12 protein-coding genes are annotated in these 12,208 nt (G+C 70.7%); 4 read left to right on the top strand and 8 right to left on the bottom strand.

What is annotated here, in order from left to right:
- Positions 1-5 precede the first annotated feature (5 nt).
- Positions 6-632: an AmiS/UreI family transporter gene (locus CU254_RS27815; protein ID WP_009081399.1), complete on the bottom strand. Its 627-nt coding sequence runs from the start codon at positions 630-632 to the stop codon at positions 6-8.
- 88 nt (positions 633-720) lie between these two features.
- A complete protein-coding gene (locus CU254_RS27810) occupies positions 721-1,791 on the bottom strand; it encodes a substrate-binding domain-containing protein (protein WP_009081396.1) in 1,071 nt (356 codons plus the stop codon).
- A 95-nt stretch (positions 1,792-1,886) separates the two neighbouring features.
- Here CU254_RS27810 and CU254_RS27805 point away from each other — a divergent pair, with 95 nt between their 5' ends.
- Positions 1,887-2,294: a MarR family winged helix-turn-helix transcriptional regulator gene (locus CU254_RS27805; protein WP_037715052.1), complete on the top strand. Its 408-nt coding sequence runs from the start codon at positions 1,887-1,889 to the stop codon at positions 2,292-2,294.
- Positions 2,295-2,299: 5 nt separating this feature from the next.
- Here CU254_RS27805 and CU254_RS27800 read toward each other — a convergent pair whose 3' ends face one another.
- Together CU254_RS27800 and CU254_RS27795 are read right to left on the bottom strand one after the other, a co-directional pair.
- Positions 2,300-2,782, bottom strand: coding sequence for a hypothetical protein (locus tag CU254_RS27800; RefSeq protein ID WP_100266899.1), 483 nt, complete (start codon positions 2,780-2,782; stop codon positions 2,300-2,302).
- A 107-nt stretch (positions 2,783-2,889) separates the two neighbouring features.
- A complete protein-coding gene (locus CU254_RS27795) occupies positions 2,890-3,636 on the bottom strand; it encodes an IclR family transcriptional regulator (RefSeq protein WP_009081390.1) in 747 nt (248 codons plus the stop codon).
- 106 nt (positions 3,637-3,742) lie between these two features.
- Between CU254_RS27795 and CU254_RS27790 the strand changes: the two genes are divergently transcribed.
- Positions 3,743-4,867, top strand: a complete 1,125-nt coding sequence (locus tag CU254_RS27790) for a CaiB/BaiF CoA-transferase family protein (RefSeq protein WP_037715050.1) — start codon at positions 3,743-3,745, stop codon at positions 4,865-4,867.
- Positions 4,864-6,054, top strand: coding sequence for an acyl-CoA dehydrogenase family protein (locus tag CU254_RS27785; RefSeq protein ID WP_009081386.1), 1,191 nt, complete (start codon positions 4,864-4,866; stop codon positions 6,052-6,054). Before CU254_RS27790 ends, CU254_RS27785 begins: the two co-directional genes overlap by 4 nt.
- Here the strand turns inward: CU254_RS27785 and CU254_RS27780 are convergent.
- The 4 genes from CU254_RS27780 to CU254_RS27765 are packed head-to-tail and all read right to left on the bottom strand — an operon-like array spanning position 6,021 to position 11,342.
- Positions 6,021-7,223 (bottom strand): MFS transporter, encoded by a 1,203-nt coding sequence (locus CU254_RS27780; protein ID WP_037718073.1) that lies wholly within the window; start codon positions 7,221-7,223, stop codon positions 6,021-6,023. The two genes, CU254_RS27785 and CU254_RS27780, sit on opposite strands and share 34 nt — an antisense overlap.
- A complete protein-coding gene (locus CU254_RS27775) occupies positions 7,220-7,708 on the bottom strand; it encodes a carboxymuconolactone decarboxylase family protein (protein ID WP_037715048.1) in 489 nt (162 codons plus the stop codon). The genes CU254_RS27780 and CU254_RS27775 overlap by 4 nt, the downstream gene beginning before the upstream one ends.
- Before the next feature lie 48 nt (positions 7,709-7,756).
- Complete coding sequence (locus tag CU254_RS27770; RefSeq protein ID WP_009081379.1) at positions 7,757-9,148, bottom strand: PLP-dependent aminotransferase family protein; 1,392 nt, start codon at positions 9,146-9,148, stop codon at positions 7,757-7,759.
- Between the two features lie 58 nt (positions 9,149-9,206).
- Positions 9,207-11,342: a phosphocholine-specific phospholipase C gene (locus CU254_RS27765; RefSeq protein ID WP_009081377.1), complete on the bottom strand. Its 2,136-nt coding sequence runs from the start codon at positions 11,340-11,342 to the stop codon at positions 9,207-9,209.
- A 314-nt stretch (positions 11,343-11,656) separates the two neighbouring features.
- On the opposite strand from CU254_RS27765, the gene CU254_RS27760 reads away from it, so the two are divergent.
- Entirely contained in the window at positions 11,657-12,181 is a 525-nt protein-coding gene (locus CU254_RS27760) for a hypothetical protein (protein ID WP_037715044.1), read from the top strand.
- Positions 12,182-12,208 lie beyond the last annotated feature (27 nt).

Here is a 12,208-nt window from a genome sequence, read left to right as displayed (position 1 = left end):
GAGGGTCAGGCCGCGGCCGCGGCGCGGTCGGGGACGGAGCGGGGCTGGCCGCGGAAGCCGAGCACCGCGGCGAGAGCGACGAGCAGGACGGCGATCGCCGCCGCGATGAGGGCGGCGGTCGCGGTGGAGCGGTAGCCGCCGGTGAGCGCGAGGAACGCGGGCAGCGTGCAGGTCGGCTGGCTCAGCAGGACGGTCGTCCAGCCGGTGAACCGGGTCAGCCCCTCGCGGCCGAGCCCGAGCACGAGGAAGAACAGGCCCCACAACAGGGCCCAGGACAGCCAGATGACGCCGAACACCGGATCGTCCTGCCGCCAGAACGCCAGTCCGGCGTACACGAGCGCGGCGCCCGCGACGAACAGCGAGAACCAGCCGATGCCCTCGGGTTCGAGCCCGGCGAGGTTCGCGATCCCGACGTACAGATAGGTGAAGCCGAACAGGAACAGCCCGGACGCGCTGAGGATCGCCTCGGAATCCCCGTGCGCCTGGATGATCAGCACCGTCGGCGTCACGCACTGCAGCCCGCCCACGAACAGGTTCAGCGCGGCGGCCGACCGCGCGGGCACGCGCCCGAGCAGCATCAGCCCGTTGACCAGCAGTACCGCCCCGACGTAGAGCAGGCCGACGTTGTTCATCGCACGCTCCTCAGTTGGTACCAGATGAAATACTGTCAAGTGAAAATAAATGGGCGGACGGCGGCCGTCAAGAGCGGAGCGGGACGGGTCAGAGCCGGGTGATCGGATCGAAATCGCAGCCGTGCGCGGCGGCGAGGTGCACGTGCTGGGCGGCTTGCTGGCCGTGGAATTCGACGGTGCCGCGCGGTCCGTCGTACGCGACGCCGTCGATTGCCGCGTTGAATGCGCGCAGGTCCGGAGTGCCTGCGCGGCGGGCGAGTTCGGCGAGCGTATGCAAGCCCTCGTAACAGGATTCGGCCGCGTTGTTGAGCGGCGGCGCGGCCGGGCCGTGCAGGCGGACGTAGCGGCCGAGCAGATCCATCGCGTCCGCTGTGACGAGCGAGCGGAAGTACGCGGCGGAGGCGAAGAGGTTTCGGGTCGCCTCGGCGCCGCTGGCGAGCAGCATGTTTTCTTCCATCAGCGGGCTGAAGCGCAGCATCTGCTCGTGGAGCCCGCGCGCGGCGAACTGGCGGTTGAACCGCACCGCGTCCTGTCCGACGAACAGCATGAGAACCCCGTCGCACGCCGAGGTCTCGACGCGCCGGACGAGCCTCGCCATGTCACCGGAACCCAGTCCGACGAAGGCTTCTCCGGCGATCTGGAGATCGAGTTCCCTTGCGTAGCGCCGGATCGCGTCCGCGGAACCGCGCGGCCACACGTAATCGTCGCCCGCCACGAACCAGCTCCGCGCACCGCAATTGTCGCGCAGCCACCGCAGGGCGGGTTGGATCTGCACGCGCGGAATTTCACCGGAACAGTAGATGCCAGAACGACTTTCGCCGCCCTCGTAGAGCGACGTGTACACGTACGGAACGCGGTCGGCGAGGACCGGCGCGAGCGCGTTGCGGACTGACGAAATGTGCCAACCGGTGACCGCGTCGATCTCGCCCGCGTCGACCAGCCGGCGCACCGCCGACGCGACCTGGGCAGGAGGCGCGCCGCCGTCGACGACTTCCAGCGTCACCTCGCGGCCGAGAATGCCGCCCGCGTCGTTGAGTTCCCGGACCGCGAGTTCGCTGATCGCCTCGCACGAGGGCCCGAAAAGGCCCGCCGGTCCCTGCAGCGGGACGACCAGCGCGACGCGCAACGCGCTCGCGCGGCTGGCGACTCCGAGTCCCATGCCGGCTCCGGGCTTCTTTGCCGGTTGACTTGCTTCCATTTGGAAGTCTTACAATGCGAAGGCATTTGCGCAAGGGCGGGAACGAGGGCAGGCGGATGAGGCAGGCACAGGCGGCCGGGGCGTCGCTGATCCGCGAACTCACCCGCACCGCACGCGCGGTCACGCTGCGGATCGAGCCGCTGCTCAAGGAAGAGGGCCTGACCCTCGACGGCTGGCTGGTGCTGGACGCGCTGGCCGCGGGCGACGGCCTCACGATGACCGAGCTGGCCGGGCGCACGCTGGTCACCGGGCCGACGCTGACCCGGGTGGTCGACCGGCTGGTCACCACCGCGGCGGCGTATCGCGAGGTGGATGTCGAGGACCGGCGGCGGGTCCGGGTGTACCTCGCGCCGCGCGGACGCAGCGCGCATCAACGGGCGACGGCTCGGCTGGCCGAGGTCGAACGCGAACTGGACCCGGACGGCGGGGTGCTGGCGAAGCTCTCCGGCCTCGAGGCGGAGTAGCACGGTCAGCTCTGCGGGCGTTGCGCCCAGGGCGTTCGGAAGACGGCGAAACTGTCGAACAGAACCAAGGCGAGCAGTGCCGCGCCGCCGTAAGCGAGCATCGCCGGGAGAAGCCCGGCTCGTCCGTAGAGTTCCGCGGAGGCGTCGAAAACCGCGAGCGGGAGCAGGACGGCGCTGGCGGCTTGGGCGGCGTTCACGAGCATGGCTGCCCAGAACACCCAGGTCTTGCCGGTCAGCGCGAGCAGGCCGACCGCGTTGCCGGCGAGAAAGAACCAGCCGGCCGTGCGCAGTCCGGTCAGGAAGCCCGGCGCGTCGGAGGTGCTGCCGCGAGCGGACTCCAGTGCGAGGCGGACCAGGTCCACGTCGAGGATCAGGAGGTTCTGCAGGAGCGTCCCGGCGGCGCAGACCAGCGAGCAGACGGCGGTGGCGACTTGCAGCGGACGAGTCCACGCGGTGGGGCAGTACTTTCGGCCAGGCGCTGGGGACATGGGACTCCTCACCGATCGCGGACGACGTGCGGAGTCCAGCTTCGCCTTGTCCGAGCGCGCGGACATCGGGTGTCATCCCCGAATGGCGACCCCGGAATTCCCTGAGGCTAAGGCCGTTTCCGCCATTCGCGCCGGTGCCGGGTCAGCACCTCGATCAGCTCGTCCTTGCGCTCGGCCACCTCGGTGTGGCTGCCCATGATCCCGACCGCGGCGACGGTCCGGCCGTCCTCCACGACCGCGACCGACACGCCGTCCGCCTCGGTCGACGCGCTCGGGGCGGCGACCAGGCCTTCGGCGCGGATCCGGGTCAGGTCCTGCACGAAACGCTCGACCAGTTCGGCGTCCGCCGGCGGCAGCGAGCCGATCTGCGGCCACAGGTCCCGGTTTTCCATGGCGGCCAGCAAGATCCAGCCGGTCGACGTGCGGATCGGCGAGCGGCGCACGAAACCTTCGGCGAGGTAGGCGTACCGCGGATCGTGCGAGGCGTGGTCGACGTAGTAAAGGTCGCTGCCCACCATGATCGCCAGCACCGCGGTCATCCCGGTTTCCTCGTGCAGTGCTTCGAGATCCTCGTGCGACACCGTGGTGACCGTGGGGCGGCCGACCAGCCGGACGAGCAGGAACGGGGCCGGGCCGAGGGAGTAGCGGCGGTCGTGCTCGTCGAGGTAACCCGTCGCGACGAGGCCGTTGACCAGGCCCTGGATCGAGCTCATCGGCGCGTCGAGCTCGCGGGCGAATTCGGTGAGCGTGACCCCGTTCCGGGAGCGCGCGGCCCGCTCCAGGATGGTCGACACCCGGTCGATCATCCGGTGGTGCGGCCTCGGGCGGCCGTCCGGCGTGGGGTGCGTCGGCATCGGTGCTTTCTCTCCTCGGGTGATCGCGAACTCTACCCGGACCTGCAGGTTGCGTAAATACGTAGTTCAATGCCAGTATGCGTAGCGAGGAGGTGCGCTCGTGAGCATGCCACTGGACGGTGTCGTCGTCGCGGATTTCAGCCGGGTGCTGGCCGGTCCGCTGGCGTGCGTGAACCTGGCCGACCTCGGGGCGACGGTGATCAAGGTCGAACGGCCCGGTTCCGGCGACGACACCCGCGGCTGGGGCCCGCCGTGGACCGCGCACTCCAGTTCGTACTTCGAATGCGCCAACCGGTCCAAGCAGTCCGTGGTGCTCGACCTCGGCGATCCGGACGACCTGGTGCTGGCGCGGGAACTCGCGCGGCGCGCCGACGTGCTCGTCGAGAACTTCCGGTCCGGCGCGCTGCGACGGCGCGGGCTCGACTACGAAGCGGTCCGCGTGGGTAATCCCGGGATCGTGTACTGCTCGGTTTCCGGCTTCGGCGGCGACGCGGACCTGCCCGGCTACGACTTTCTCGTGCAGGCGATGGGCGGCTTGATGAGCGTCACCGGCACCGACGAACCGACGAAGGCCGGCGTCGCGCTGGTCGACGTGCTCGCCGCGAAGGACGCGACCATCGGCATCCTGGCCGCGCTGCGGGCCCGCGAGCAGACTGGACGGGGGCAGCGGGTCGAGGTGAATCTGCTGTCCAGTTTGCTCGGTTCGATGGCCAACCAGGCCTCCTCGTATCTCACGACCGGGCGCGCGCCGCGCCGGATGGGCAACGCGCATCCGTCGATCGCGCCGTACGAAACGTTGCGCTGCAAGGACGACGTGCTCGCGCTGGCCTGTGGCAACGACGGGCAGTTCCGCCGGCTCGCCGAGGTGCTGGGCGTTCCGGAGCTGGCCGGCGACGAGCGGTTCGCGACGAACGCCGAACGCGTGCGCCACCGTCCGGAGCTGCGGGCCGCGCTCGAAGAGCAGCTCGGTACCGACACCGTCGAGGCGTGGGCCGCGCGGCTGACCGAGGCCGGGGTGCCCGCCGGTCCGGTCGGCGATCTCGCGGACGGGTTCAAGCTCGCCGAATCGCTCGGGCTCGCGCCGACTGTGCCTGTCGGCGGCGATTCGCCGCCCCAGGTCCGCCATCCGATCGGCTATTCGGAGACGCCGGTCGCCCGCTATTCCGCCCCGCCCCGGCTGGGGCAGCACAGCGACGAGATTCGCCGCTGGCTCGCAGAGGAGAAGAAATGAGCGCCACGAAGTCCCTGCCGCCGCTGGATCCGCGCGACCCCGCCGGGCTCGGCGACCTGTTCACCGAAGACGAGAAGGCGATCGCGGCCGCGGTCCGCCGCGTCTGCGCGGAGCGGATCGACCCGTACGTCGGCGACTGGTTCGAGCGCGGCGAGCTGCCGGACGTGCGCGGCCTGGCCAAGGACCTGGGCACGCTCGGGGTGCTCGGCATGCACCTGGAGGGCTACGGCTGCGCCGGGATGTCGGCGACCGAGTACGGGCTCGCCTGCCTGGAACTGGAGGCGAGCGACTCGGGCATCCGCTCGCTCGTTTCGGTGCAGGGGTCGCTGGCGATGTTCGCGATCTGGAAGTGGGGCTCGGAGGAGCAGAAGCAGCAGTGGCTGCCGTCGATGGCGGCGGGCGAGGCGATCGGCTGCTTCGGGCTGACCGAACCGGACGCCGGCTCGGACCCGGCCAGCATGCGCACCCGCGCGCGGCGCGACGGCGACGACTGGGTCCTCGACGGCCGGAAGATGTGGATCACCAACGGAAGCGTCGCTGACGTCGCCGTGGTGTGGGCGCAGACCGACAAGGGCGTCCGCGGTTTCGTCGTGCCCACCGACACCCCAGGCTTCTCGGCTCCGGAGATCAAGCACAAGCTTTCGCTGCGCGCCTCGATCACGAGCGAACTCGTTCTCGACGGCGTTCGGCTGCCCGCGGACGCGGTGCTGCCGGAGGTCACCGGGCTGAAGGGACCGTTGAGCTGCCTCAACGAAGCCCGCTTCGGCATCGTGTGGGGTTCGGTAGGCGCGGCGCGTTCCTGCCTGCAGGCGGCGATGTCCTACGCCGAGGACCGCACGCAGTTCGGCAAGCCGATCTCCGCGTTCCAGCTGACGCAGCAGAAACTTGTCGACATGACGCTCGAGTACACGAAGGCGTTGCTGCTCGCGATCCACTTGGGACGGCGCAAGGACGCCGGGGTGCTGCGGCCGGAGCAGGTGAGCCTGGGCAAGCTGAACAACGTCCGCGAGGCGATCGAGATCTGCCGCACCGCGCGCACGATCCTCGGCGCGAACGGGATTTCGCTGGAATACCCGGTGATCCGGCACATGAACAACCTCGAATCGGTCCTCACCTACGAGGGCACGGTCGAGATGCACACGCTGGTCGTCGGTCAGGCGATCACCGGGCAGTCGGCTTTCCGCTGAGGGTTCCGCTGACGTTTCCGGCGCGGGACGGCCATGGCCGCCAGCGCGGCGGCCGCGGCCAGCATCCCGAGCCCGGCGAGCGTCCAGCCGAGGAAGCCGAACGTCAGCACGAGCGGGACCAGCACGAGCGGACCGGTGATGCGGGCGAGGGCGGTGCTGGTGGCGAACAGCGCTTGGTACTGGCCCTGATGTCCTTCCGGGGCAAGGCTGAACGCGAGATGCCAGGCTCCGGCGGAGGCGGTCGTTTCGGCGACGGTGAGCAGCAGCGCGCCGACGAGCGCCAGGATTACCGGGTGTGCTGAAGCGCTGAGCGAGCCGAAGACGGTGCAGGCGGCGATCAGGAAGATTCCGGCCACCACAAGGGATCGGCGTGCGGTGCGGGCGTCGCGGACCTGTCGGCTGATCGGCAGCTGGAGGAACACGACGAGGATAGTGTTGGCCAGCAGCACCACTGCGGAAGTCCATTGTGGAGCGGAGCTGCGGGTGACTATCCACAGGGGAAGCGTGACGCTGAGGATCGGCATGGTCAGCTGCGTGACCGCCGCCAGCACCGTCAAGGTGACGTAACGGCGGTCTCGCAGGGCTGGCCAGCCGGTTTGGCGTTCCGCGGGTGCGTCCGGCCCGGCGTGCAGGTACAGCGCGGTGGCGAACACGAAAAGACCGGCGTCGGCGAGGAAAACGGTGCCCGCGTTGGTCCCAGCGGCCAGGACGAGCGCGCCGATTCCGGAGCCCGCGCCGATGCCGATGTTGACGGCGGTGTGCAGCAACGCGCGGGCTCGGACCCGGCCTTCGGGAGCCACCACCGTCGCGACGACGGCTTGGCGGCCCGCCGCGAGCGCGCTCTGCCCGCAGGCGAAGAGCGCGCACGCGGCGATGTACAGCGGAACAGTGTGCGCGACGGCGAACAGCAGCAGGCCCGCGACCGCGGCGGCGGTGGCCGCGGCGAGTGCGCGGCGGGCGCCGATCCGGTCCAGCAGCGTCCCGAACGGAACGGTGGTGGTCAGGCTCGTCGCGGCGCCGAGCGACAGCCCGAGCGCCACGATTCCCGCCGGCAGGCCGACCCGGGTGGTGAAATGGACGGCGGACACGGCCAGTACCGCGCCGTCGCCCGCCGAGGTCAGGGCTTGTGCGGTGGCGAGCCGCCGGATCGCCGTGCGCGCGGTGGTCATGCCGGGCTGACCGACCAGCAGCGGGTCGTCACGCCGACCGTGTTCCACATGTTGATCGCGGTGATGAGCGCGATCACCGCCGCGGCGCCTTCCTCGCCGAGTGCTTCGACGGCCGCGGAAACGGTCGACTCGGGGACGTGCGTTTCGGAGAGGCGCGTGACGTCCTCGGTCAGCGCGAACGCGGCCCGCTCGGCCGCGGTGAACAGGCCGGATTCCGCCCAGACCGCGAGCGCGTCGACCCGCTGCGCGGTGACGCCTTCCTTGCGCGCGGCCTGCGAGTGCATGTCGACGCAGTACGCGCAGCCGTTGATCTGGGACGCGCGGAGGCGGACCAGTTCGCGCAGGCCCGGGTCGATGCCGGCGTGGTCGAGCTGCTGGGTCGCGGCGTCGTCCAAAGTGCTCATCGCACGGGAGAAAATCGGGGCCAGAGCGTCGAAATCGAGACGCTGGGGGATCGGGACCAGAACGGGGTTCGTCGTTGTCATGGACCTAGATTAGGACGCGAATGGACCGGATTACCGGCCAATCTCGCGCTAGAAACTCAGACCATTTGCCAGCGCGTCGGCGGCCAGCGCGAGGGCGCGCGCGGCGCGGGCGGACGACACCGCGCCGTAGCCGATGACGACTCCGGCCCGGTCTGGGTTGCCGCCGGGAGCGCGGTAGTCGGCGAGACCTTCGAGGGCCACGCCGAACTGGCGGGCGGCGGCGAGCGCGCGTTCTTCGGCGGCCGCGTCCGGCAGTTCGACCAGGCACTGCAGACCCGCGGCGAGACCGCCCGGCCGCAGCTCCGGTGCGCGTTCGGCGAGGAGCTGGGCGAACAGTTCGCGGCGGGTCCGGAAGGTGGCCCGGCGCCGGCGGACGGCGCGGTCGTACTCGTGGGAATCGAGGAAGCGGGCGAGGACCTGCTGGTGCAGTCCGCTGGGCGTGACGCCGCTGAGGCTTCGCTGCCGGAGCAGTTCGGGCAGCAGCTCGGGCGGGGCCACCGCCCAGGCGACGCCGACGGCCGGGGCGAGGGCCTTGCTCGACGTGCCCAGGTACACGACCCGATCCGGCGCGAGGGCTTGGAGCGCGCCGATGCTGCGGCGGTCGTAGCGGAATTCGCCGTCGTAGTCGTCTTCCAGGATCAGCGCGTCGCGGGCGTTCGCCCATTCGACGGCGGCTCGGCGCCGTTCCGGCGAGAGCGGCACCCCGGTCGGGAATTGGTGGGCCGGGGTGAGGAAGACCGCGTCGGCTTCGGCGTCGGCGAGGTCGGCCCCCTCGGAGTCGACCGGGATCGCGACGATCTCCAGTCCGGACTCGGCGATGATCCGCCGGTGCCGCTCGTGGCCGTACTCCTCGACGGCGATCCGCTTGCCGCCGCGCGCGCGAATGGCTCGGCAGGTCAGCGAAAGCAGGTCGCCGAAACCGCTGCCGATCAGGACTTCCGCCGCGGTGACCGCGACGCCGCGAGTCCGGGCGAGGTACCCGGCGAGGGTGTCGCGGAGTTCGACGGCCCCTTCCGGCGGGGCGTAGGCGAACGCGGAGACCGGCATTTCCGCCAGCGCTCGCCGGGTTTGGGCGCTCCATTGGCTGCGCGGGAAGTCGCCGGCGTCGGCGAGGCCGCCGCGAAGCTCGTACTCCGGCGGCGATTGTCGTTGCGCGACAGCCGGTTGCGCCTGTCGCGGGAAGCCCGCGATCCAGGTTCCGGCTCCGACACGGCTCTCCAGCCAGCCTTCGGCGGCTAGCCGCGAGTAGACCTCGGAGACGGTGCTGCGGGCGATGCCGAGATCGGCGGCGAGGGCGCGCGAGGCGGGCAGCCGGGTGCCCACCGGGAGCCGTCCGTCGACGACCGCGGCGCGCAGTGCGGTTTCGAGCGCGTGCGCGGGGCGGGTCGTGGAGACGGGCAGGTAGAGGTCCAGTCCGTCGGACACCGATGCGCGCTTCATGGCCGGACTTTAACCCGGCGCCCGGCCGGAATCCTCCGGCCGGGCGTTCACCCTGCGGCTACCGTTGCGGACCGGGGTCGCTGAAGCTGGGCCGGCCGGTCTCGTTGTGCCCGGCGAACCGGCGCAGGTAGCCCGGCGCGGCCGGGTCGGTCAGCGAGACGTCGAACCAGCCGAACGAGGACGCCGTCTCGCACTGCACGCGCCGGGTTTCGCCGGGGCCGAGCACGATCGTCCGGTCGGCGCTGCGGCTGTAATCGTTGCGCAGCTTCAGTTTCCGGCGCTGGCGGCCCGGGTTCGTGACGGTCAGGGTCAGCAGCGGGACCCCGTAGTTGTTCGTGGACACCGAAACCTCCGGCTCGGTCGTGTCCGCGGTGACGCCGGTGAACTGCGCGAGGTAACCGTTCGCGCCGGTGACGCGCAGGTCGTAGTTGCCGTGCTCGTCGGTGCCCGGCGCGCCTTCCCAGGTGTCGCTGATCGTGTCGTGCGCGGCGACCGTGTAGCGGCGGGGCGAATCGCCGTGCGCGTAGACGTAGAAGTACGCGCCCGCGGTGCCGTCGTTGGTGAACTGCACCGAAACCGAGCGGCCGTCGCGCTTTCCGGCGAGCGCGGTGGTGAACCGGTACGGCAGCGCTCGCGCGGGGCGGACGCCCGGCTCCTGCTTCGGCATCGCCTGCGGCAGCTTCACCGAGAACGGCTGGTTCTTGCTCGGCAGCGGGGCGGGCGTCGGCGTCACGACCGGTTTGGTCTGCGGGCGGGAGAAGTCGAACGCCGAGGTGAGGTCGCCGCACACGGACCGCCGCCACGCGCTGATGTTCGGCTCCGCCACGCCGAAGCGGGCTTCCAGGAAGCGCAGGACCGAGGTGTGGTCGAAGGTTTCGGAGCAGACCCAGCCGCCGCGCGACCACGGCGACACGACGAGCATCGGCACCCGGGAACCGAGCCCGGCGGGGTGTTTGCCGGTGAGCGAGACGCCGGTCGGCGCGCCGCCGGTGCCCTTCGGGAGCTTGTCGAAGTCGAGGGTCTCGTCGGGGAGGCTCGCCGCGAGCGAGCGCGAGACCAGGCCGTCCGTGCCCGGCTGGTTGAGCAGCGGCGGCATCGGCGGGACGACGTGGTCGAACAGGCCGTCGTTCTCGTCGTAGTTGATGAAGAAGACGGTCTTGCTCCACACCTCGGGGTTCGACACGAGCGCGTCGAGGACGAGGTTCAGGTAGTACGCGCCGTCGCTGGCGGACGCGGCCGCGTGCTCGCTGTACTTGTACGGCGGCACGATCCAGGTGACCTGCGGCAGCTTCCCGGCCTGCACGTCAGCGCGGAACTCCTTGAGCGTGTGCGTCGAAACGCCCTGCTCGACCAGCGGCCCGGACGCGCCTTCCTTCGGGTGGTACTTAGCGAAGAACTCGAGCGAGTTGTCGGTGTAGTTGTCCGTCGGCTCGCCGGGGATGCCGCTGCCGCCCTGGTAGAGCTTCCAGCTCACGCCGGCCTGCTGCAGCCGTTCGGGGTAGGTGGTCCAGCTGTAGCCGTTGGTGTCCGGCCGCTCCCACAGCCCGGGTCCGTTCTGCTTGCTGCCCAGGCGGTTCTGCGTGTCGATCGTGCCGGACCACAGCAGAATCCGGTTCGGCGCGGTGTCCGCGGGAACGGAGCAGTGGTAGGCGTCGCAGATGGTGAACGCCTCCGCGAGCGCGTAGTGGTACGGCAGCTCGGACCGCTGCTGATACGTCATGGTGAACACGTCCTGCTTTTCGTTCACCCAGCCGTCGTAGCGCCCGCCGTTCCACAGCGGTTCGCCGCTGCCCCAGCCGTGGTGGGTGCCGGCGATGTGCTCGCTGGTGCGCAACGCGTCGAGCGGGAACGGCAGGACGTACTCGGCGTCGTCCGGCAGGCCGCGGCTCTTGTAGCCGGAGGTCCGCACCTTGGCCGGGGGCTGGTAGAACACCGGCCGCCCGTTGGGCAGCAAGTGCGGCCGGGGGTCGCCGTAGCCGCGCACGCCGCGCATGGTGCCGAAATAGTGGTCGAAGGACCGGTTCTCCTGCATGAGGACGACGACGTGCTCGACGTCCTCGATCGTGCCCGACCGGCGGGCCGGTTCGACCGCGAGAGCCTTCCCGATCGACCCCGGCAGCAGCCCTCCGGCCGCCGCTCCGGCGAGCGAAGCGCCCGCCATGCCGAGAAAATTCCGGCGACTCGTACCCGCCATGGTTGCGTCCTCCGTGTGCTCGCGGCGAGACAGCGGTCGCCCGGAGTTACCGGCCGCCGCTCGCCCGGGGAGAGCATGAACGAGCCGAGTGTCCCGGATCTGGCGCGCGGGTGAATACTTTCGCCGGGGGAAGCGGGGCAGACTTGAAGCAAGATTGGCGGAAGGTTCTGCCGGTGGGCGCGGGAGCTGTCGGCAAGCAATGTGTTGCCCCTGGCGGTGATCCGTCGTTCCCTTGTCGCGGCGGGAGAATCCGAACAGCGGTCTGGACGACCGCCCGTGAACCTGGACGAGGGGGGTGCTCGAAGGCGTTGGACATGACGATGTTCCGAGCCGATCTGACCGCGTTGTTCGAGACCGCCGGGATGACCGGCGTCGACCTCGACGCGGCGGTCGTCGACGAGCACGTCCGCTCCGCTGCTTACCGGCGCGTCGTCGCGGCGCGCGGCGGGGCGGCTCCTCGCGAGCTGGCGGCGGTGCTGGTGCGCGATCCGGAGCCGCTGACGGCCAAGACGGCGGTGGTGGAGCTGGTCGACCAGGTCGCGAGAGAGACCGCCGATCCGGCGGAGTTCCGGCGGCGGGCAGCGGGGATCGTCGCGGAGGCGGACCGCCTCGGGCCGGTGAAGGACCGCGAGTTCGTCCGGCAGCGGGCGCGGGACTGGGAAGTGTGGCTGGAGACCGAAAACGGCCGGGTCCCGGACGTCGCCGAACTGGAGTCCGTGAGCGACTGGATGCAGCGGCGGCTGGCCGATTTCTCCGCTTCGCGGCAGGTGCTGGCCGTGATGGCCGAGCACGGTCGTACGAAGAAGATCCGGAACACTGCCGCGAACCGCGCCGCCTGAAACACCGGCCCGGAAACCGGGCGGTCA

It is taken from the genome of Amycolatopsis sp. AA4 (assembly GCF_002796545.1).
Classification (GTDB): domain Bacteria; phylum Actinomycetota; class Actinomycetes; order Mycobacteriales; family Pseudonocardiaceae; genus Amycolatopsis.
Note: the sequence above shows the minus strand (reverse complement) of the source record. Positions and strands in the feature narration are given on the sequence as shown.